The organism is Oceanobacillus sp. FSL K6-3682 (assembly GCF_037976165.1).
Taxonomy (GTDB): Bacteria; Bacillota; Bacilli; order Bacillales; family Amphibacillaceae; genus Oceanobacillus; species Oceanobacillus sojae.
This window is the reverse complement of record NZ_CP150263.1, coordinates 2,027,719-2,049,249: the sequence shown is the minus strand read 5'-3', so window position 1 is coordinate 2,049,249 and position 21,531 is coordinate 2,027,719. Positions and strand designations below refer to the sequence as shown.

18 protein-coding genes are annotated in these 21,531 nt (G+C 37.4%); 7 read left to right on the top strand and 11 right to left on the bottom strand.

Features of this window, described 5'->3' with window-relative positions:
* Positions 1-153: 153 nt before the first annotated feature.
* A complete protein-coding gene (locus MHH51_RS10260; RefSeq protein WP_147208170.1) occupies positions 154-1,053 on the top strand; it encodes a helix-turn-helix domain-containing protein in 900 nt (299 codons plus the stop codon).
* Between the two features lie 115 nt (positions 1,054-1,168).
* Complete coding sequence (gene ugpC / locus MHH51_RS10255; RefSeq protein WP_077603335.1) at positions 1,169-2,266, top strand: sn-glycerol-3-phosphate ABC transporter ATP-binding protein UgpC; 1,098 nt, start codon at positions 1,169-1,171, stop codon at positions 2,264-2,266.
* Positions 2,267-2,348: 82 nt separating this feature from the next.
* Here the strand turns inward: ugpC and MHH51_RS10250 are convergent, their stop codons facing one another.
* The 6 genes from MHH51_RS10250 to fumC all read right to left on the bottom strand — a co-directional run bounded on the left by MHH51_RS10250 (position 2,349) and on the right by fumC (position 10,181).
* Positions 2,349-2,543: an alpha/beta-type small acid-soluble spore protein gene (locus MHH51_RS10250; RefSeq protein WP_077603336.1), complete on the bottom strand. Its 195-nt coding sequence runs from the start codon at positions 2,541-2,543 to the stop codon at positions 2,349-2,351.
* 180 nt (positions 2,544-2,723) lie between these two features.
* Positions 2,724-3,887, bottom strand: a complete 1,164-nt coding sequence (locus MHH51_RS10245) for a M20 family metallopeptidase (protein ID WP_339285920.1) — start codon at positions 3,885-3,887, stop codon at positions 2,724-2,726.
* A gap of 73 nt (positions 3,888-3,960) precedes the next feature.
* The gene (locus MHH51_RS10240) at positions 3,961-5,106 is read right to left on the bottom strand and encodes a Glu/Leu/Phe/Val dehydrogenase dimerization domain-containing protein (protein ID WP_339285918.1); all 1,146 of its coding nucleotides are present in this window, start codon (positions 5,104-5,106) and stop codon (positions 3,961-3,963) included.
* Positions 5,107-5,134: 28 nt separating this feature from the next.
* The gene (locus tag MHH51_RS10235; RefSeq protein ID WP_339285916.1) at positions 5,135-6,616 is read right to left on the bottom strand and encodes an aldehyde dehydrogenase family protein; all 1,482 of its coding nucleotides are present in this window, start codon (positions 6,614-6,616) and stop codon (positions 5,135-5,137) included.
* A 46-nt stretch (positions 6,617-6,662) separates the two neighbouring features.
* Positions 6,663-8,330, bottom strand: coding sequence for a thiamine pyrophosphate-binding protein (locus MHH51_RS10230; protein WP_339285914.1), 1,668 nt, complete (start codon positions 8,328-8,330; stop codon positions 6,663-6,665).
* 465 nt (positions 8,331-8,795) lie between these two features.
* A complete protein-coding gene (fumC, locus tag MHH51_RS10225; protein WP_339285912.1) occupies positions 8,796-10,181 on the bottom strand; it encodes a class II fumarate hydratase in 1,386 nt (461 codons plus the stop codon).
* A 159-nt stretch (positions 10,182-10,340) separates the two neighbouring features.
* On the opposite strand from fumC, the gene MHH51_RS10220 reads away from it, so the two are divergent.
* Positions 10,341-11,255 carry a zinc dependent phospholipase C family protein gene (locus tag MHH51_RS10220; protein WP_339285910.1) on the top strand — a complete coding sequence of 305 codons (915 nt, stop codon included), beginning with the start codon at positions 10,341-10,343 and terminating at the stop codon, positions 11,253-11,255.
* A gap of 70 nt (positions 11,256-11,325) precedes the next feature.
* Here MHH51_RS10220 and MHH51_RS10215 read toward each other — a convergent pair whose 3' ends face one another.
* Complete coding sequence (locus MHH51_RS10215) at positions 11,326-12,636, bottom strand: MFS transporter (protein WP_339285908.1); 1,311 nt, start codon at positions 12,634-12,636, stop codon at positions 11,326-11,328.
* A gap of 161 nt (positions 12,637-12,797) precedes the next feature.
* Positions 12,798-13,034: a hypothetical protein gene (locus tag MHH51_RS10210; RefSeq protein ID WP_077603344.1), complete on the bottom strand. Its 237-nt coding sequence runs from the start codon at positions 13,032-13,034 to the stop codon at positions 12,798-12,800.
* 960 nt (positions 13,035-13,994) lie between these two features.
* Here MHH51_RS10210 and MHH51_RS10205 point away from each other — a divergent pair.
* The gene (locus MHH51_RS10205) at positions 13,995-14,891 is read left to right on the top strand and encodes a cation diffusion facilitator family transporter (RefSeq protein WP_147208186.1); all 897 of its coding nucleotides are present in this window, start codon (positions 13,995-13,997) and stop codon (positions 14,889-14,891) included.
* Between the two features lie 385 nt (positions 14,892-15,276).
* A complete protein-coding gene (gene nhaC, locus MHH51_RS10200; protein WP_339285906.1) occupies positions 15,277-16,641 on the top strand; it encodes a Na+/H+ antiporter NhaC in 1,365 nt (454 codons plus the stop codon).
* Positions 16,642-16,704: 63 nt separating this feature from the next.
* Here the strand turns inward: nhaC and map are convergent, their stop codons facing one another.
* The gene (gene map, locus MHH51_RS10195; RefSeq protein ID WP_147208190.1) at positions 16,705-17,457 is read right to left on the bottom strand and encodes a type I methionyl aminopeptidase; all 753 of its coding nucleotides are present in this window, start codon (positions 17,455-17,457) and stop codon (positions 16,705-16,707) included.
* 318 nt (positions 17,458-17,775) lie between these two features.
* Here map and MHH51_RS10190 point away from each other — a divergent pair, with 318 nt between their 5' ends.
* Together MHH51_RS10190 and MHH51_RS10185 are read left to right on the top strand one after the other, a co-directional pair.
* Positions 17,776-18,501 (top strand): ABC transporter ATP-binding protein, encoded by a 726-nt coding sequence (locus MHH51_RS10190; protein ID WP_156985457.1) that lies wholly within the window; start codon positions 17,776-17,778, stop codon positions 18,499-18,501.
* Positions 18,491-20,134 (top strand): hypothetical protein, encoded by a 1,644-nt coding sequence (locus MHH51_RS10185; RefSeq protein ID WP_339285903.1) that lies wholly within the window; start codon positions 18,491-18,493, stop codon positions 20,132-20,134. Before MHH51_RS10190 ends, MHH51_RS10185 begins: the two co-directional genes overlap by 11 nt.
* 199 nt (positions 20,135-20,333) lie before the next feature.
* Here the strand turns inward: MHH51_RS10185 and MHH51_RS10180 are convergent, their stop codons facing one another.
* Together MHH51_RS10180 and MHH51_RS10175 are read right to left on the bottom strand one after the other, a co-directional pair.
* A complete protein-coding gene (locus tag MHH51_RS10180) occupies positions 20,334-20,480 on the bottom strand; it encodes a YjcZ family sporulation protein (RefSeq protein ID WP_147208196.1) in 147 nt (48 codons plus the stop codon).
* Between the two features lie 76 nt (positions 20,481-20,556).
* Positions 20,557-21,315 (bottom strand): (S)-benzoin forming benzil reductase, encoded by a 759-nt coding sequence (locus tag MHH51_RS10175; RefSeq protein ID WP_147208198.1) that lies wholly within the window; start codon positions 21,313-21,315, stop codon positions 20,557-20,559.
* Positions 21,316-21,531 lie beyond the last annotated feature (216 nt).

The window sequence follows — 21,531 nt, the reverse complement described above, 5'->3', positions numbered from 1 at the left end:
ATATCTATTTGGTGTCACGAAAAAATTCTACAGTTATATTTCAGGTATAATGAAAAGGAGTATATATATTTTCAAGGAAAAAGCCGCTGTACTAATTATTATTTATATGTAAGATTTTTTTCTTCATACATAAATGAAAAAGGGGAAATAAGATTGAATTTACAACGATTAAAGAGACTCTACCCAAGTTTAATAAAATTGCCCAAAAACCGTGAGGATATTAATCCTGATTATCGATGGTATCAATTTGAAAATACAATTATCGGTATTGATAATAAAGAATTGACTGAGAGAGATAGAATACTTTTAGGCACCTTTCTTCCCGCTTATCAAATTCAATTACCAGTCCAAACATCCAAAGAAAAGGAATGGGAAATTCGCATTCAAGAAAAGAATAACCAAAACCTTGGAAAAGAAGGGCGCTATCGTTTTATTTTCTTTCAAATTGAAAAAGGACAGGTTGATCTGGATACATTTAAACAAATCCTGCAAGAATTTTTTTATGGAGATTTATCTATTCTTTGGAATAATGGAAATAAAGGATTTATTATTGAAGACCGCAAGAATTATTTGGAAGAAGATTTAGCTTATCATCATCTTGCGGATACATTAATGAGTGAATTATATGTAAAAACTACTTTCTTCATCGGTCCTTACTTGGAAAATGACAGTGATTTAGAAGACTATATCCAACAAATCACACAGATGGCAGAGATGAGCTTTCGCAAAATGGATACTGCTGTGATTGACTATACCCAAGTATATCCTTCTTTTCTTATTGAAACTCTCTCCTCCAAAGAACAGCAGCAGCTGAGCCAATGGATTTTAAAGGAGTTTACAACAGATCAGGAAGCATTAGATACCATTCAGATGTTTATTGAATGTAATTTAAATGTCTCAGAAACCGCAAAGAAATTATATATTCACAGAAACAGCTTACAGTATCGGCTTGATAAATTTCATGAAAGCACAGGCATTGATATCAAACAATTTGATAAGGCTTTTACCGTTTATTTAGCTATTCTGGCAAACATGCACAATTTCCACACATAATTTTGTGCAACATTTCCATATTGTTTTTACAGCTTTTTCAGTAAAATGAAACCAGATGTTAAAACGCTTTCAAATATAAACTTTTGAAATTTAAACAATCGAAGGAGATGTAAGCATGGCAGAATTAAAATTAGAGCATATTCAAAAGAAATATGATAAAGATGTATTGGCGGTAAAAGATTTCAATCTACATATCCAGGATAAAGAATTTATTGTATTTGTCGGCCCATCCGGCTGCGGAAAATCGACGACTCTGCGTATGATTGCCGGCCTAGAAGAAATATCTGATGGAGAATTATACATTGATGAAAAGTTAATGAACGATGTCGCACCAAAAGATCGTGATATCGCTATGGTATTCCAAAACTATGCTCTATATCCGCATATGAATGTATATGATAATATGGCATTTGGACTTAAGCTTCGTAAATTCAAAAAAGAAGAAATTAAACAGCGGGTTGATCAGGCTGCTAAAATTTTAGGTTTGGAAGCATACTTAGATAGAAAACCGAAAGCATTGTCAGGTGGACAAAGACAGCGTGTTGCATTAGGACGTGCGATTGTCCGTGATGCAAAGGTATTCCTGATGGATGAGCCTCTATCCAACCTAGATGCCAAATTACGTGTACAAATGCGTGCAGAAATCCAAAAGCTTCATCAGCGCCTGCAAACGACTACCATCTATGTAACGCATGACCAAACGGAAGCAATGACAATGGCAACAAGACTGGTTGTTATGAAAGACGGTGTTATCCAGCAGCTTGGAGCTCCAAAGGATGTGTATGATTTACCAGAAAATATTTTTGTGGGCGGATTTATCGGCTCCCCATCCATGAATTTCTTTACTGGAACACTGGAAGGAAACAAATTCAAAATTGGCGGCAGCACTTTCTTAATTCCAGAAGCGAAGCTGATACCTCTGCGTGATCAGGGATATGAAGGAAAAGAGCTGATTATTGGTGTTCGTCCTGAGGATATCCATGATGAGCTGGTTTTCCTGGAAGCTTCTCCTGATTCAAAAATAACAGCAAAAATTGAAGTTGCTGAGTTAATGGGAGCTGAATCTATTCTTTATTCCAGTATTGATGGACAGGAATTTGTTGCACGTGTTGATTCCCGTACTGATGTACAAGGCGGAGACGAATTAGAGCTTTCCTTTGATATGAATAAAGTCCACTTCTTTGATAAAGACAATGAACAGCGTATACGTTAATACAATTCTAAAATAAAAAATTGGTAAGGGGGAGCTCATAATGAGCTCCCCCTGTTAGCCAGTAATATTTTTTTAAATAAAATTATTTACCATGCATTTGTTGTTGAGCAGTTTGCACTAAACGTTTAGTGATTTCCCCACCTACAGAACCGTTTGCACGAGAAGTTGAATCTGGACCAAGGTTTACACCAAATTCTTGAGCAATTTCGTACTTCATTTGATCAAGAGCTTGTTGTACTCCAGGCACTACTAATTGGTTTGAATTGTTATTTGCCATAGTTATCACCTCCTGTAAACATATCATCTGCATTTTTTCTGAACTTATGATAGTTAATTATTGGTAATTATGATGGCAAATAGCTTATCGTTTATAATTATAAAATTTTACTGCAGCCAAACACTTTTATTCAAACTCCTTACATTCTATACATATAAAAGAGATGGCTCAAAAACGATGTTACTCCTTTACTTCTTCAAACTCTTTTTCTATTTCATCCAATAATACAGTATCGGATAAAATATCATAGCCGGTACAAGCTAATGCCAGTGCACCATTAACCAGAGCCTGCTTCCCAGCTGGACTAACAGTCTGATCTGCGAACGCTTTTGTATGCAGAACCAGTGAAGCGTCACCTATTCCAATCGATGGATGTATTGCCGGTACAACCCGACTCACATCTCCCATATCCATAGAAGCTTTCAAAAGCTGAGGAGGATATACAATTTCACCAGTTGCTGCTTTTAAATTTTTTGTAAATATATCTGAAAGCGTCCGGTTAGTCACCATATTATTATAACTACCTTCCTGTTCTATTATCTCGATTTCCGCGCCAGTTATTAATGCTGCTCCTTTTGCAATCTGCATGACCCTCTCTTTGGCTTCATCTAAAGTTTGGCGTGATTGGGCCCGAATATAAAATTCAGCCGCAGCCAAATCAGGGACAACATTCGCTGCCTCTCCGCCCTTAGTAATGATTCCATGTATACTGATGTCATCTGGTAAATGCTCTCTTAAAGCATTTATACCATTGTATAATTGAATAACACTGTCAAGCGCGTTAATTCCCTCTTCAGGAGATGCGGCTGCATGCGCTGCTTTTCCTGTATATTTAAATTCAAGCGCATCATTTGCCAGTGAAGCTCCACTTTCTCTGGATTCGCCTTCCGGATGAAGAATCATAGCCACATCCATATCATTAAAGATACCTTCTTTGCTCATTGGCACCTTTGCTCCGTTCGTTTCTTCTGCAGGTGTACCAAAGACAATCACTTTCCCTCCTGTTTGATCGAGCACCTTGCTTAAAGCTATTCCTGCGCCAGTACTCATCGTTCCAATTAAATTATGTCCACAGCCATGACCAATCTCGGGCAGTGCATCATATTCTGCCAAATAGGCGATTGCCGGGCCAGGCTTGCCGCTGTCATAAGCTGCTTTGAATGCAGTCGGACGATTAATAATATTTGTCTCCACTTGAAATTGATGTTCTCTTAACAAATTCGTCAAAAGCTCCATTGATGCAAATTCTTCATCTCCCAATTCCGGGTTATGGTACATTTTATCGCTTATATCCCATAATCGCTGTTGAATGTCTGCTAATTTCTCTTTTAAGATTTTTTCCATCCGAATACCCCGCCTTAACTGTTATCTGATTTGTAAAATGGAGAACGCATCACTCTGCGCTCTCCACTGTCTTTTAATATTCTAATAAATCACTTTTCCCAGGCTTAAAAAGCTCATTTGCTACTTCCCTCTGATATCTTTTTTGTTTTTCAGCTTCCATAAACAAATGCTGTACATTTTTCCGGCACAGCTGTTCAATATCATCTATCACAGCTTGAGGCGTCGGGTCTACAAGACCGAATACCACTACATCATAAGCACGTACAGATCCTAAATTCACTACATAATCATTTACTAAATGAATTCCTTTTTCTTTAATGATTTTGTCTCCTCCAGCAGAAATCGGAATATTTGCTGCTTCTGCAATCAGGCTTGCATTGACTTTATCTGCATTGGATTCATTAATCACATCTTCCAGTGCACAAGGAATTAAAATATCTGTATCTACGTCCAGCCACTCATTGTTTGGTCTTACACGATAGTCTGGTTCAAAATAAGCCTGATCCATTTCACCATATTCATTTTTATGTTCAATAAGGGAAGGAATATCTAATCCTTCTTCACAGCTTACCAATAAATTAGCATCAGAAATACCTACTACCTTGTATCCCAGGTTATGCAATTTTAATGCGCAGCTGGCACCAACACAGCCAAATCCCTGAATAACTACTTTTGCCCCACCTTTTCCATTCGTAAACTTCCATGCTTCATCTGTTGCAAATGCAGCTCCGTAGCCTGTAACAATATCGTTTAAAAGAAGCCCATCCATTTTTTGTGTTAACAAATAATCATAGTCTTTTATTCCTTTTAAGACGACGGGATCTTCTTTCATTGATTTTGTCAGCGGGATATCAATACTAAATTCATGGAAGACTTCCAGGATATCTTCGTATTTTGTTCCTAAATCATTCCCTAAGGACACACCGTTATCAATATACGGCATCATAGCGATTAAAAATCGTTTTAATACACCGTGTGCATCCGGCGCTTTATAATCATAAGCAATTCCTGCTTTACATCCGCCTGTGGTTTGAGAACCGCTTGCTACATATTTATAAGCCATTGCTTCAGCAAGCCGGATCACTTCTTTTTTCGTTACGGAAGGATGCATTCTGGTTCCTCCGCCGGAATATCCCTTTTTTAAATTTTGAACAACAAGCCAGCCTTGAGCATCTGTTTCTGTATCATTCCATTCTAGAACTAAGTATGGTTTTAACATTTCTCTTCTCCTTTATTTTTCTTTCAAATTATTTATTTCCATCAAACCAGTCAAGTCTCTCAGGGTTTATGCTGATATTAATTTGTTTTGTCTCCTGATATTCATTCAACCCATATTTCCCAAGACTTCTTCCGATACCGCTTGTTTTATATCCTCCCCACGGAGATTGTACACTGGATAAGTGATATGTATTCACCCATGTAATGCCGGCACGTATCTTCTTTATGATGCGGATAGCCTTGCCCTGCTCCTTGGTAAATACTGAACCTGCAAGCCCGTAATCGGTATCATTTGCGATTTGAATTGCATCCTTTTCATCTTTAAATTTCTGAATAACAATAACAGGACCAAAAATTTCTTCCCGGACGATACGCATATCGCTTGTAACATCCGTAAATATTGTCGGCTCAATGAAAAAGCCTTTCTCCAAACCGTTTTTTTCTATACGGTTGCCGCCTAAGGCCAGACGTGCACCCTCTTCTTTTCCAATTTGGATATAGTTTAAAATGCTTTCCATGTGTCTTTCGCTGACAATCGCTCCCATTTCTGATTTTGTATCCTTTCCAGGACCGACACGAATGGCACTCGCTCTTTCTATATATTTTTCTATAAATTCATCATAAATGTTTTCCTGAATAAGCAGCCGGCTTCCGGACGTACAGACTTGTCCAGCTCCCATAAAAATACCGAATAAAGCATAATCTACTGCTAAATCAATGTTTGCATCACCTAAAATAATATTCGGAGATTTCCCGCCCAGCTCAAGGGAAACTTTTTTTAAATTTCCCGCCGCAGCCTGCATAATTTGCTGCCCGACCTTCGTGCTGCCTGTGAAGGAAACAATGTCCACATCATTACTTTCAGCAAGTGTCTGGCCAACAACAGATCCTGTTCCCAGCAGCAGCTGCGAAACACCTTTAGGTAAATCTGTCTGTTCTATAAGTTCATAAAGCTTAACTGCTGTTACCGGAGTTATCTCTGCAGGCTTTAAAATAATGGAATTCCCTGCTGCCAGAGCAGGTGCTATTTTCCAAACGCTCATCAGAATTGGAAAATTCCAAGGTACAATTAAACCGGCTACTCCTATCGGCTCTTTCACAATCACTGTTTGCAAATCTTTGTCTGCCTCAAAGGTTTCATCAGTTTGATTGTGTAACAACCCGGCATAATAACGGAAGGTATTTACGGCGTCTTCCACATCAGCATCAGCTTCTCTTTTTGTTTTACCGTTATTCATTACTTCAAGCTCTGCCAATTCATTCAAATTTACTTCTATCTTATCTGCAATTTGAAGCAGTATCTCTGCTCTTTCTCCCGGCGTCAGTTCCGACCAGACGCCGCTTTCAAATGTTTTTTTAGCAGTACAAATTGCTTTTTCTGTTTCCTCTTTTGTAGCTTGTGAGGCTTTCGCAATAACCTCCTGGTTTGCAGGGTTAATCACGTCCTGCATGTTTGGATTGGCAGAATCGGTCCATTCTCCATCTATATACAGCTTTAAATGTTTTGTCATATTACGATTCTCCTTTGATAAAATCTGATTGATTCTAGCTGCTTTATTATTGATGCGGTCGGAATGATTGAATATATTCTGGTGAATCTTCATATTTCAAATCACCAATTTTATTGGCATCGACAACAATCATACAGGATTGATTGCTTGCAAGTGCTTTTTCCAGAACGCTATCAAATTCACTGGCAGATGTTACTTTTTCCGCTTCAAAGCCCATCGATTTTGCCATCATCGCAAAATCAGGATTTTTCAAATGAACAGCTGTCTGTCTGCCATACGCTGCATCCTGATAATACTGCAGGATTCCATAGCCACCGTCATCAAACAGCAAAACAATGATTGGCGCATCCTCCTGAACAGCTGAAATCATCTCTCCAGCATTCACCATAAACCCTCCATCACCAGCTATTAAAACAACCGGCTTTTCCGGCTGCGCTATTTTTGCGCCGACTGCCATCGGCAACCCCTGCCCAATTCCTCCACCGGTCATATGCAGATAGTTCCCAGGCTCATGAATATTTACCAGTTTGTTTCCCCATATATATCCATGCATCGTTACATCCGTTACTAAAATTGTGTTTTCCGGCAATTGCTTATTCATAATACGGGCAAACTCTCCATAAGGCTGGATGGTTTCGTTTAAATCATTCCGAACAGCTTGGCGGCACGCTTTTATTTCTTCGACATAGGAATTGTCTGATTGAACATGTTTTTCTGCAAGCGTTTTATTAATTGTTTGTAAAACTGCTTTCGCATCACCAATTAATCCGGATTTTGTAGCATAATTACGATTAAAAGCATGTGGGTTCAAATCAATATTGATATGATTTTCCGGCAAAGGCAGCGTACCTTCAGCGGTTTCTGTTTCACGAAATCTGACGCCGATACTAATAAGTAAATCTGATTTTTTCAGAAGCTCTGTAAATTGTGGCGTTGCAGCAAAATTTCCGATACAAAGCGGATGATTTTCCGGGATGCCGCCTTTTCCAGATTCACTTGTCACAACTGCCGGATGAAGCTTTTCTACTAATGTTAAAAGCTCTTCAGATGCTCCGGAATGAATAATGCCATCGCCTGTCCAAACAATCGGCCTTTTCGCAGATATAATTGCTTCAATTATTTCTTCTGGTACAGTAATTTCTGTCTTCTTCGGCTGTATTTCTGTCTCGATAATCTGGTTTTGCGGGATAATCTGTGCTTGGAAATTCGTTGGAATAGATACAGTGACAGGACCTTTAGGGACTTCGAGAGCCTCGTTAATGGCTGTCCGCATAAATGGTGTAATCTGACGAGGCAGCCGTAATAAGTAAGATGTTTTATTAACACCCTCCATCATTTTTTGCTGATCTTTACATTCATGAATGTAGCGTAAATCTTTTCCAATATAGTTATAATTTGCTTCTCCTGTAATGTGAAGAAGCGGTGTTCCTGAATTCCAGGTTTCCGTTAATGAGCCTGCCCCATTACCTGCTCCGGCCCCTGTACTGGTAAGCACAACACCTAATTTACCTGTTGTGCGTGAATAAGCATCTGCCATATTAACGGCACCACTCTCTCCCCGTGCAGTCGCCATTCGGATGGAACCTTCCTCCAGCATCGCCTCATAAATAGGCATATTATGGATACTGACAATTCCAAAAATTGTATCTACTCCTGCCTTTACAAGTTCTTTTACAATTGCATCTGCAACTGTAAATTCCTTCTGTTTTACCATGATAATTCTCTCCTTGCTACATGAATGCTTTTCTCACCTTTTTCATCGGACACCTCCATTATAGTTCCTCTCCAAACAGAACAGTAAAATATAACTGGCTGCGTAAAACCTATTAACTATTTCTATGTATTTTATAATTATTCGCATGTAAATCTTCTCTTCAACAATAAATAATAGAGAAAGGAAAACAATAAACCGATTATAAGTGAGAAAAAAGTTCAAATGGAAGTTTTTAATTTAAGTTCAGCTTATAGTACCCTTCAAAAGATTGCAAGGGAAGCGAAGCGATTTCCTTGGTGTTTTCCAGCTTTCGATAGCGGTTACATCATTTACAGAGAGTCTTGTCCTGCATATTGGATTTTCACACAAAAAAGTTTACTTTCACACCAATATTCCACTTTTTCTACTCAAAAAAACTGTTGAGTTTTAAAGTAGAAACTCAACAGTTTTCCGGATTGCTTGTACTTATTTTGGATGTGTCATTTCTTCTGGTTTCACGTATTCGTCAAATTGCTCAGCTGTCAGTAAGCCTAGCTTCACCGCTGTTTCTTTTAATGTTGCATTATCAGCAAAGGCTGTTTTAGCAATTTTCGCAGCATTTTCATAGCCGATATGCGGGTTTAAAGCTGTTACCAGCATTAGCGAGCCATGCAGGTTTTTCTCGATTTGCTCCAGGTTTGCTTCAATTCCTACAGCACAACGCTCATCAAAGGAAAGAATGCTGTCTGCTAGCAATTGACTGGACTGTAAGAAGTTATAAGCGATGACAGGTTTGAATACATTTAATTCAAAATTCCCTTGACTCGCAGCGAAACCGATTGCTGTATCATTTCCCATTACCTGTGTCGCAACCATGGTTACTGCTTCACTTTGGGTCGGGTTTACTTTCCCTGGCATGATAGAGCTGCCCGGCTCATTTGCTGGAATCGTGATTTCTCCAATCCCACAGCGTGGTCCACTTGCTAACCAGCGGACATCATTGGCAATTTTCATCATATCTGCAGCGAGTCCTTTTAATGCTCCGTGGGCATAAACAGTCTCATCATGACTAGTTAATGCATGAAATTTATTTTTTGCAGAAATAAAGCTTTTTCCAGTATACTCTGAAATAGCTTTACAAACCTTTTCTGAGAAATCTGGATGTGCATTTAAACCAGTTCCTACAGCTGTTCCGCCAATAGCCAATTCCCGCAGATGTTCGTTACTTTCTTTGATCATTGTGTACGATTTTTCTAACATCCGATGCCAGCCGCTGATTTCCTGACCTAATGTCAGTGGTGTTGCATCCTGCAGATGAGTTCTGCCAATTTTTACAATATCAGCGAATTTATTTTGCTTTTCTTCCAAGGTTCCCTTTAATTGTTGAATGGCAGGCAATACTGTATCTTCCAATTTTAATACCGCTGCTACATGCATGGCTGTAGGATATGTATCATTTGAGCTTTGCGATTTATTCACATCATCATTTGGGTGAAGCTTTAATTCACTGCCCTGCTCTTTTAACCATTCATTACCCACATAAGCCAATACTTCATTTACATTCATATTTGATTGTGTCCCGCTTCCTGTTTGCCAGACCACCAGTGGAAAATGTTCATTTAATTTATCTGCTAATACTTGATCTGCGGCATATTTTATTGCTTCTGCTTTTTCTTCTTCCATTAAGCCCAGCTCAAAGTTAGCAATTGCTGTACTTCTTTTTAAAATTGCAAACGCTTTAATAATTTCTACAGGCATTGTTTCCTGACCAATCGGAAAGTTCTGCTTGCTGCGCTGTGTCTGTGCTCCCCAATATTTGTCTGCAGGGACCTTGATTTCCCCAATCGTATCTTTTTCTATGCGATAATCCATCCTGATTCCTCCTTGAACTTTTCCTGAATCCATATCTAGTGTACCAAATTATTTCATTTTTTTCGATTTCTTTTTCGTGATATGATATAGGTAATCTTATTTTCAGAAAATATTATCTTTTTCACCCATTTTAAACCTGACAGAAATGAGGAATAAAACATGCCGAATATCTGGACACATATTTTTTTCGCAGAAGATGCTTGTAATTCACTATCATATGATATACCCGATTCTCCTGACAGAAATGCTTTATTTCTGGGCGCACAAGGTCCCGATCCTTTTTTCTATTATCGATTCTGGCCTTGGCTTTCCGGTCAAAAGGCCGGGCATGATATCGGTAATGCATTACATACAAAAGAATGCGGCCCTTTTCTACTATATCTTATTGAGAAGGCAAACAGACAACCGGACGAGGTAAAAGCTTATGTAATTGGGTTTATCACACATCATTTTTTGGATCGTCATACACATCCCTATATCCATTACCGTGCCGGTTACCAAGGAAGCAAACATCAGCTGCTGGAAACAATTATTGATACAAAAATGGCTTTAAAACATCGGCAAAAAGAGATTTGGAAGCATCCGGTATTTGAAGAGATTTACCTCGGCGAAATGCTGTCGCCAGCCATTCTACATCTGTTGGATGAAGCTATCCGGAAAGTTTATCCTGATTTGTCTTTTCAAACAAACACTGTTCAAACTGCTTACCAGGATATGATTACCGCTCAAAAGCTTTTTTCTGATCCGTCAGGCTTAAAAAATAAACTGTTGAAACCATTTATCCGCTCCTATTCACATCAGCCGGCTGATGAATATGTCGATTATCTTAATGAAGGAAAAACATCCTGGGTTCATTCAGCTACAGGAGAGTTATATGAGGAAAGCTTTGAAGAATTATATACGGATGCCTTAAATGATGTAGTTAGCGTACTTCCTCTGGCTTTTGACTATTGGAATGAAGCCGAAGAATCCACAAAAAAACAGCTGATCCGCCGTATTGATAATATTTCATATGATACTGGTACACATTTAGCAGATCATTTCACAAACCGTTTTAGTGCACCAATTGTATAATAAAAAGAAGCACATGTTTTTTGATTTCGTATAATCAAACAGCATGCGCTTCTTTTTGTTTTTATTCAATTTATTGCGGACGTATTTTTACTCCCTCATTTTTATTCGAAGCTCTTTTCGCCTCTACTATTCCTTTATCAATATCTACAAATTTCAGGAGAAGTATTCCAATAATAAAGAAGAAGATAAGTGACAGAATTCCTAAACGGCTATTCCCTGTCAGCTGTCCAATAAGCGCAAACATAAACGGTCCAATGATGGCTGCAAATTTGGATGAAATACCGTAAAATCCAAAAAACTCAGCGTGCTTGCCAGTCGGAATCATTCTTCCAAAAATAGACCGGCTCAATGATTGCGCTCCTCCTTGGACCATACCTACAATAATCGCTAAGATATAAAAATGTAATGCTGTACTCATAAAATAACCAATAATAACTATTCCTAAATAAACATATAAAGTAATAAATAAGGCTTTTTTTGCTGTAATTTTTACCGCCAGCCAGCCGAAAAAGAATGTAAATGGAATCCCGACAAACTGCGTAATTAATAATGCAATAATTAAATCATTTTGGCCGATACCTATCTCACTTCCATAAACAGTGGCCATACGAATAATGGTGGAAATACCGTCATTATAAAGCCAGAAAGCTATCAGAAAAATAATCAGCTGTTTGAATTGTTTCATTTCCCGGAAAGTATTACCCACTCGTTGAAAACCGATTGATACATATGATTTCGTCCGTTCCACTTTCTCTTTTTTCTCTTCTTTTATATTTTTAAGCAGCGGAATCGTAAAAATAAGCCACCATATTCCTACAGAAGCAAGTGAAATTCTGGTTGCCCACTCTGTATCTGCAATACCAAACCATGACGGATTTAATATCATCATGACATTAATGGCTAGTAGAATTCCGCCGCCAATATATCCATATGCAAAGCCTCCTGATGATACTTTATCCATCTCTTCTTTTTCTGCAATCTCTGGCAGAAAACCATCATAAAATATATTTCCGCCGGAGAACCCGATCGAACCAATAATAAATAATAAAGAAGCGAGCAAATAATCGCCTTCACTGATAAAGATCATTAGAATACTTGCAATAATCCCCATAAACGCAAAAAAACGAAGAAATTTTTTCTTTGCCGCAGAAAAATCACTGATAGCACCCAGAATTGGTGCAAGGATAGCTACGATTAAAACAGAGATAGATTGTGAATAACCCCAATAACTCGTTGCTAAATGATCATCCAGCCCCGAAGCAGCAACAGTTGAATAATAAACCGGCAGTACTGCCGCCATAATCGTTGTTGCAAAAGCAGAGTTTCCAAAATCATACATCATCCAGCTGCGCTGTATTTTCTTTTTCGATTTTGAGTCCATCTTATCCCCCCTCTTACTTGCATTATAATGGATTTATTTGGTTTATCCTATCAGTTTTTTAATCAATATGAATTTACTAAATATTCACTTCGGTAAAAAGCATAATTACAGAAACAAAAAAAGCATAGGCACGCTTTAGACAGCGTCCTATGCTTGTATGCTTAATCTTCCCAAACATATTGTTTGTAAGCTTTACTATATTTCTTAAAATCATTATAATTATTTGTTTCAATTGCATGATTTATTTTATCTTCCAAGTGAGACTTATTCCAGTTAAAACAAAGCTCGTCCAATAATAATTGTGCATACAACTGCTCTTCAAACGCCAGTTCTTTTCTTGCTGTTAACGGCTCTCCTACATATTGAAAAAAGCGATAAACGACTTTTTCTTGTTTCACGGAAAATTCCCCCTTAAGCCTTTTTCCCATTATGCACAAACTTTCTATAAATTTCAACTAAAATATATTTTAAAATATTTTTTTCTGCTTATTTGGTTTATTGCCTTTATTTAAGGTACGCGCAAACTAAGTTCTTAGATACGGTGAAACATGTATTTTCAAGGCTTTAGGAAGGTATTTATCAAGATACCACATCATTTTAATGTTTCAAATGGTTGATTTGGCAATTTAAATGATGTCACAGCATGGGATAGTAAATATCGGGAATAGCTTTTATACATAGAAAGCAATCATGACGGACATTTTTATATGCATCAAGAAAAAAATGTTCTTTACTGGTCTAATTTCTATTGGCTAAGTTGTATTAAACAGTACAGGATCTCCTTCTAGCGGAGGCGGGCTGTTTTGACTCCTAAGGGAAAAGCATCATCTGAAGATCCACTTTTACCAAGCGCTCTTCTTAGAAAAGGTTAGCTAAAGAGCATGTCTCTAGGAAAGCAAAACGGTCCGCTGCAGCAGTGACCTTACACGTTATCTTCGTTCTAAATAGAGTTTATGCTTTGTATTTTGAAATCTTATTTCCGAATTATTTTTCAAATAGAGAGCCACAATAAATACTGCCTGAGTAATGTTTTTTTCCCAAAGGAAAATATGCTTGCAGCTTTCAATAACTCTTCCTGTGGTCTGTTATGTTTCTCTAGACCCACCAGCAGGTGATTTGATAGACTATATAAGCTATCTTCTTAAAAGAGGATGTTCAAAAAGTCCAATAAAGATGACATGGCGAATTTCTACGTTGACAAATATTTTTCAATACTCACGTATTATAAAGCATACGCTCCGTTTGAAAAATATTCGTCGCCTTGAACTTCGTGGCCCTATTTATCGGACTTTTTGAACACGAACTAAAAGGAATTCTTCATCGCTAAACAATGAATATTAAAATATGGTGGGATTAAAATGAATAATCATAATGAAAACTTAAAAACCGGGGAAAAGGGCGCCTGGTTAAGCATCGTTGCTTATATCTTCTTAGCAGTTATGAAGCTTTATATTGCTTCCATCGGAAGTTCTGACGGCTTGCGGGCAGATGGATTAAATAACTTTACAGATATCATCGCTTCCATTGCTGTATTAGTGGGATTAAAAATAGCACGGAAACCAGCAGACTCCGTACACCGTTACGGCCATTACCGGGCAGAAAGTATTGCTTCTTTATTTGCAGCTTTTATTATGATGCTTATCGGCCTTCAAGTTATATTTACTGCCAGCCAGACGCTGTATCTATCCAACTACTCTCAACCGGATATGCTGACAGCCTGGGTTGCTCTATTTGCTGCCTTCGTTATGCTTGGTGTTTACAGCTATAATTTGAAGCTGTCAAAAAAAGTAGGAAGCAGCGCACTTTTTGCAGCGGCAATGGATAACCGCTCTGATGCTTTTGTAAGTGTTGGTGTATTTATCGGTATTATCGGAGCACAATTTGGGCTTTTCTGGCTAGATCCTGTCGTTGCTGTGTTAGTTGGATTAATTATTTGTAAAACAGCCTGGGATATTTTTAAAGACTCAACTGTTACATTAACAGACGGATTTGATTATAAGAAATTGGATGAAATGAAGAATGCTATTCGAACATTTAAAAATGTCCGTGATATTGTTGATATTAAAGGCAGAATTCACGGAAACCAGGAGCTTTTAGATATAACTATTCTGGTGGATCCTACACTGAATGTCGTTGACAGTCATGCTATCACAGAGCATATTGAAGACTATCTTTACAAGGAATACGGAATTAATCACGCATTAATTCATATTGAACCTTATGAAGAAGACAAAGAGTCAACAACTCGAGACTGAAATCACAATTTTATATTTGTACGTAAATTAGAGCATTATCAAAATCTGTTATTGACAATTCCAGTAAATTAATTGTATAGTCATTATTAACAATTCTATCGTTCTGACAGTAAAAGTCCGAAGTAAATCATTATATGACAGCTTATAGAGACAAGGTGGGTGGTGAAAACCTTGGTATTTAATGGATTGAATTACAGACTTTGTAATAAAACTTGTCACTGCAATCAAGTGGATGTGCTTTTGTGCATCAAGCAGGGTGGTAACGCGGAGATATACTTCGTCCCTATTTTAGGGGCGGAGTTTTTTTGTTGAATAAAATAATCACCTGATTTTTTATAGAAGTAAGATAATGATATATAGAATGTAAATTCAAGGAGGAAATAAAATGAATTCAATTGAGGCAAAGCATAATCCTTCATTAGCTGTTTCAATCATCTTCTTTATAATGATTGTTGGTATTATCAGCTTTTTTATGATTGTAATGGAGACCGCTCCTCACATCCCAATTCTTATTGCTATTTTTATTTTAATTGGTTATGGTCTATGGAACAAAATCAGCTATCAGTCTCTTCAGCACGCAATGGCTTTAGGCGCCGGCTCTGCCATGGGAGCAGTATTCTTGTTTTTCGTTATCGGTATTTTAATCAGCAGCTGGATGATTAGCGGCACCATCCCGGCACTGATGATGGTAGGGTTATCTATTATTTCTACAACCTGGTTCTATGCGATTGTATTTGCCATTACAGCAATTATCGGAATTTCTTTAGGAAGCTCACTGACAACAACAGCGACAGTCGGAGTCGCGTTAATTGGAATGGCTGGAGCAATGGATGCTTCTTTAGCAATTACAGCGGGCGCAATTGTTTCTGGAGCTTTTTTTGGTGATAAGATGTCACCTTTATCCGATACGACCAATCTTGCTTCAGCTATTGTCGGGGTAGATTTATTTGAGCATATTAAACATATTAGTTTAACTACTATTCCTGCTTTTATTATATCTTTTATTGCTTTTGCAATTTTATCACCAGGTAAATCCTATGCCAACAATAATATTGCGCAATATCAGGATGCTTTACAGGCTACAGGATTGATTCATTGGAGCTCTTGGATTCCATTGATTGTATTAATCGTTTGTACTATCTTTAAGCTTTCTGCTTTCTTATCATTGTCTATCAGCAGCTTGGTTGCCAGTATAATAGCTATGGCAGTGAATAAATTTCCATTAAGTGACGTCCCAAAAGCTTGGTTTGAAGGGTATACTGGCGGTTCAGACTTCGAGCCTGTTAATGAATTAATAACAAAAGGCGGTATGGAAAGTATGTTTTTCACTATTGCCCTTGTGCTCCTTGCTTTAAGCTTTGGCGGGTTATTGTTTGTTACTGGTCTACTGCCCACAATACTGGATGCACTTCAAACACGGCTCAAAAGAACGAGATCAATCATTGCTTCAACTGCCGGTACAGCCATTGGTGTGAATGTTTTTATCGGAGAACAGTATTTATCCATCCTGTTAACCGGAGAAACATTTCAACGGATTTATGAACGCGCTGGGTTAACAAAGAAAGCACTATCGCGAACTTTAGAGGACGCTGGAACTGTAATTAACCCGCTCGTTCCCTGGAGTGTGTGCGGTGTGTTTATCGCAGATGTCCTCGGTGTTCCTGTATTGGCTTACCTGCCGTTTGCATTTTTCTGCTTGTTAAGTCCAATAATCACTATTTTATTTGGCGCGAGAACAGCTAAAAAGTAAAAGTTAATCCCCAATGAACGAGCGTTTCAACACTCTCATTGGGGATTTTTCTATTTCTAAAAATTATTTATCCTGCTCTGTTAAAATAATCGCTTCATCCTTCGTGATAACAATTTGATGTTCAAATTGTGCAGAACGGCCTTTATCCACTGTTCTGGCAGTCCACCCGTTATCATCCATCTTACTGCGCCAGTCACCTTCATTAATCATCGGTTCAATTGTAATAACCATGCCTTCTTTTAGACGGATACCTTTATTTGGCAATCCGTAATGTGGAACATGTGGATCTTCATGAATGGTAGGTCCAATTCCATGGCCAGTAAAGTCACGTACAACAGAAAATCCTTCCGCTTCGGCATAAGACTGGATGGCATGGCCAATATCACCTAAACGATTTCCGTGTTTCGCCTGAGCAATTCCTTTATATAACGCTTCTTTTGTCACATCAATCAGCTTCTGCCCTTTTTCGTCTACATTTCCAACTGCATATGTCCAAGCAGAGTCTGCAAGCCCTCCATTTAAATTAACGACCATGTCCACCGTCACAATGTCACCGTCTTTTAAAGGCATATCATTTGGGAATCCATGACAGATTTCGTCATTTAAGGAAGCACAGATTGCATAAGGATAACCGTTATAGCCTTTTTGCTCCGGTGTTGCACCATGCTCCTCTAAAAATTTTTCCACAAACGTATCTAATTCCAGTGTAGTAACACCCGGTTTAATACGCTTTGCAATTTCTTTATGTGTTGCCACCAGCAAATCCGCAGCTTCCTGCATTTGCTGTACTTCTCGTTTACTTTTTCTAGTTATCATTTACTTTTCTTCCTTTCTATGTTCTATATACGCAATACTTTATGGGTAATAAGCTTATTTTAAATGCTGTTTCGTATCCATAGTCCATTGTAAATTTTAACACAACCGCTCTAAAACGAACAGAAAGTTAACTTTCTCATCCTTATGAAAGTCCATATTCTTGTTGTATAAATTGAGTAATACTTTCAGGAACAATTTTTTGTGGTTAAAGTTAGAAAATTCCTATTTTGCTAAACTTAAACAGCGTGTTACGATAAAGATATATTTTTTCTTGCTATTTTAGTTTTTTACTCTATTAACAGAAATGGAGGCTTTCCAATGATAGAAATATCTCAAATTAATAAAAGCTTTGATGGGAAGAATCAAATTATTGATAATTTAACATTAACCATTCCTGATGGGAAGATTGTCGGCTTCCTTGGACCAAATGGAGCAGGTAAATCTACTACCATCAATATGATGACGGGGATTTTACCAATTGATAAGGGAACAATTACGCTAAATGATATTGATATTGACAAGGAGCCTTTAAAAGCAAAAAAAATTTTCGGATTTGTTCCTGACCGTTCAGATATCTTTCTAAGATTAAAAGGGTTAGAATATCTTAATTTTATTGCTGATATTTATCAGGTTCCTGAAGAAATACGGCAGGAGAAAATCAAATACTATACAGAACAATTCGCAATCGATCATGCGCTCGGAAATTATATTCAGAGTTATTCCCATGGAATGCGGCAAAAAATAATGGTTACATCTGTTCTTCTGCATGATCCCGACATTTGGATTTTAGATGAACCGTTAACTGGACTGGACCCAAAATCCTCACATGCTTTAAAGCAAATGATGCGAGAGCATGCTGACAAAGGAAATACTGTCTTTTTCTCCAGTCATGGTCTGGAGGTTGTTGAGCAGATCTGCGATGAAGTAGCTATTATTAATCACGGAAAGCTGTTATTTTATGGAACGATTGAAGAGCTCCAGGCAAAATATCAAACAGACCAGTCACTTGAAAATGTATTTTTGGAGTTGACAAATGATGCGTAACACATGGATAGTAACTAAAATTATGTTAAAAATGCAATATTCGTCCACCAGCAAACAGAGTAATACATGGATTTATGGTTTACTTGTTGTTATTCTGATTCCATTTTTCCTTATAATAATGATGCAGGTCTTCCGTTCAATTATTGAAAATGTTTATCACTTGCTGGCAGAGGTAAACCAGGAAAGCATGCTGCTTGGTCTAGCATTTCTTTTTATTACCGCTGTACTGCTCTTCTTTTCTTTTATCACCATTTTATCAGCATTTTATTTTTCAGATGATATTACAGCATACATCCCGTTACCTTTACATCCTCATCAATTATTAATTGGCAAAGCAGCAAATCCGTTAATTTACAATTACTTAATATCGGCAGTTATTTTTATTCCATTTCTGTTTATTTACGGAAGCATCAGCAATGCGCCTATTCTATTTTATGTTTATGGTCTTATTTTGTTTATTGTTTTCCCAATTATTCCGTTTACTATTGTAGCGGTTATACTTATGTTCGTTATGAGATACGTAAATATTGCCAAAAATAAAGACCGTTCCAAAATCTTTATGGGTGCCGGTTCCCTGCTATTTGTTATTCTGATTAATGTGCTTGTCCGCTTAAATTTAGATGATGCGGCGCTCATGAATACCTTCACTGTCTATATGCAGGAGCAGGAAGGTATATTGAAAATGATTACAATGATTTTTCCACCTGCCTATTTTGGTGCACTCAGCCTTCATTTCGCCGGCAGCTGGTCAGGCTTGCCGGCTCTTGCGGCCCTTCTGGCTATTTTTACAATCACGGCATTGTTATTTATCCTGGCAGGCCACCACTTTTATCTGAAGGGTGTAAGAGGCATGAGTTCAGGAAGTAAAGGAAAATTATCTGAGAAAGCCTCACATAAATTAACAAAAGAGCGTTCCATTTTAAAAACATATATACTGAAGGATATAAAAATTATTATTCGAACCCCGGCTTTTTTAATGCAGTGTGTTGTTCAGCCATTGTTCTTTCCTGTATTTATAACTGTTATTCTGTTTTTAGACCTGGGAGAAGGTTTGTCATCACTGGGCTCTATTACAGCGGAAAAAAATCTGTTTCTTATCTTATTTATGTTCTCAATTATTATGCTAAGTGCCAATGCTACAGCATTTACCGCTATTTCCAGAGATGGAGCAGGCCGAAAAATAAATTTATTCCTGCCTATCCCTTTTCACCATTTAATTTTTGCAAAATTACTGGTTGCTTACCTTATTCCGCTCATACCATTTATACTTATTACCTGTGTTGGAATTTATGTAAATATCCCTATTCATATATTAATCGGCTGGATAGGTATTTCCTTATTGTATAATTATTTGGCAGTAATTATTAACTTTCTTATCGATGTGTTTAGTCCAAAGCTTCACTGGACAGATGAACAGGAATTATTTAAAGGAAGATTTACACCATTTTTTATTTCCCTTGTGCAGACAGCTGTTTTTGGTATTATAACACTTGTACTTTGGAATACAAATATTAAGAATGTTTATCTGATAATGCTCATTCTGCTGATTGCAGTAGGAGCTTTATCAGATATTGCAAAAACTTATTTACGGAAAAAAGTAACCTTGGAAACGTTGCAGAATCTGGATAGTTAATCTAAAAATCACATTCGCTTTTCCAATAGCAAATCTGCAGCTTTTCTTATATTTGCTGTTTTATAATTTTACGCCATCAAATTTCGTCGTTGCGATCACAATTACAGTCTCTCTAAAGGCATCAGCTAAAATTTTATACTTTCCAAACCATGTAAAAAGACTTGCCGGGAATATAACCCGACAAGTCTTTTTTTAATAATTAACAGTAATACCCGCCAGTGTAACACTGGTTGCCGCCTGAATAAGCAGTTCCAATAATAATCAACAAGATAAATAACACAACTAATAACGCAAAGCCAGCTGAGCCGAAGCTTTGACGATCTTCACAACATTCTTCTCTACCCATGTGTATAACCTCCTCTATCTGAACTACTTTAACTTATGCAGCTTCATCCAAATTGGGAAGGCGAATGACCATTTTTTTAAATATACTCCCGGACATCATAAATTTTTCCGTTTTCTAAATGTTCATCCATTAGGATATCAATCAATACACCACCGATAATGTCTGCATCCTTTAATTGATTATTCTCTTTTAATGCGCGAAAGCTTTCTACATCTTTAAATGCACCCTCTGAGCTGGCACGAATTGTCTTTTGCATTCCTGTATCCATGACTCCCGGGCTAAATGCAATGATAGCATGCTCTGTTTCTTGTTCCATCTGTTCTAAAGCAACTGTCTGCGTATACATATTCATACTGGCCTTTGTAGAACAATATACGCTCCATCCATACTTTGGTTTTACAGCTGCTCCCGAGGTCACTATTGCTGCGATAAGCTGAACATTATTTTCTGATGCTTTCTCTAAGAAATGGTTCGTTAAAATCATCGGTGCAACTGTGTTTACATGAACTTGTCTCATTAAATCATCTATTTCAATATTCTCGGCACGATCAATCGGATCAACTAAGCCTGCATTATTAATTAAGTATACTTTTGACACACTATTATCTTTAAATAAAGTTTCATCAAGGCCTTCCATTGCTTTCTGTATGGAAGCTTTCTCAGATAGATCACATGCCACATAATTATAATCGGCATTGTTTTCTTTAGCATATGCATATAATTTGGTATTATCTGTTCTGGAAATCCCCACTACATTTATTCCGGACTCTAAAAAAAGTTTTGCAAGCGCTGCACCTAACCCCTTCGAAGCCCCAGTAATAATTGCTGTCTCCATACGCTTTACCCCTCTCTATTCTAATTATTATTTATTTCCCCTTTTTAAATAAAACAAATCTAATGTGTCCTAAACACACATCCGTTATATGTATGACTGACATCACAAGTACAAATAAATACTGTATTTTCTTTAAATCTGATATTATTCTTTATCCTTTAAAAAAGATCAGCCTTAACCAGTACCAACCGATCGAAAGCTGATCTTTTTTCAACA

What these genes read in the sequence shown, in the direction of transcription:
- ugpC (WP_077603335.1), top strand. Translation starts at nt 1,169, where the DNA reads ATGGCAGAATTAAAATTAGAGCATATTCAAAAGAAATATGATAAAGAT.
- MHH51_RS10250 (WP_077603336.1), bottom strand. Translation starts at nt 2,543, where the DNA reads ATGGCAAATAACAATTCAAACCAATTAGTAGTGCCTGGAGTACAACAA.
- MHH51_RS10245 (WP_339285920.1), bottom strand. Translation starts at nt 3,887, where the DNA reads ATGGAAAAAATCTTAAAAGAGAAATTAGCAGACATTCAACAGCGATTA.
- MHH51_RS10240 (WP_339285918.1), bottom strand. Translation starts at nt 5,106, where the DNA reads ATGTTAAAACCATACTTAGTTCTAGAATGGAATGATACAGAAACAGAT.
- MHH51_RS10235 (WP_339285916.1), bottom strand. Translation starts at nt 6,616, where the DNA reads ATGACAAAACATTTAAAGCTGTATATAGATGGAGAATGGACCGATTCT.
- MHH51_RS10230 (WP_339285914.1), bottom strand. Translation starts at nt 8,330, where the DNA reads ATGGTAAAACAGAAGGAATTTACAGTTGCAGATGCAATTGTAAAAGAA.
- fumC (WP_339285912.1), bottom strand. Translation starts at nt 10,181, where the DNA reads ATGGATTATCGCATAGAAAAAGATACGATTGGGGAAATCAAGGTCCCT.
- MHH51_RS10220 (WP_339285910.1), top strand. Translation starts at nt 10,341, where the DNA reads ATGCCGAATATCTGGACACATATTTTTTTCGCAGAAGATGCTTGTAAT.
- MHH51_RS10215 (WP_339285908.1), bottom strand. Translation starts at nt 12,636, where the DNA reads ATGGACTCAAAATCGAAAAAGAAAATACAGCGCAGCTGGATGATGTAT.
- MHH51_RS10205 (WP_147208186.1), top strand. Translation starts at nt 13,995, where the DNA reads ATGAATAATCATAATGAAAACTTAAAAACCGGGGAAAAGGGCGCCTGG.
- nhaC (WP_339285906.1), top strand. Translation starts at nt 15,277, where the DNA reads ATGAATTCAATTGAGGCAAAGCATAATCCTTCATTAGCTGTTTCAATC.
- map (WP_147208190.1), bottom strand. Translation starts at nt 17,457, where the DNA reads ATGATAACTAGAAAAAGTAAACGAGAAGTACAGCAAATGCAGGAAGCT.
- MHH51_RS10190 (WP_156985457.1), top strand. Translation starts at nt 17,776, where the DNA reads ATGATAGAAATATCTCAAATTAATAAAAGCTTTGATGGGAAGAATCAA.
- MHH51_RS10185 (WP_339285903.1), top strand. Translation starts at nt 18,491, where the DNA reads ATGATGCGTAACACATGGATAGTAACTAAAATTATGTTAAAAATGCAA.
- MHH51_RS10180 (WP_147208196.1), bottom strand. Translation starts at nt 20,480, where the DNA reads ATGGGTAGAGAAGAATGTTGTGAAGATCGTCAAAGCTTCGGCTCAGCT.
- MHH51_RS10175 (WP_147208198.1), bottom strand. Translation starts at nt 21,315, where the DNA reads ATGGAGACAGCAATTATTACTGGGGCTTCGAAGGGGTTAGGTGCAGCG.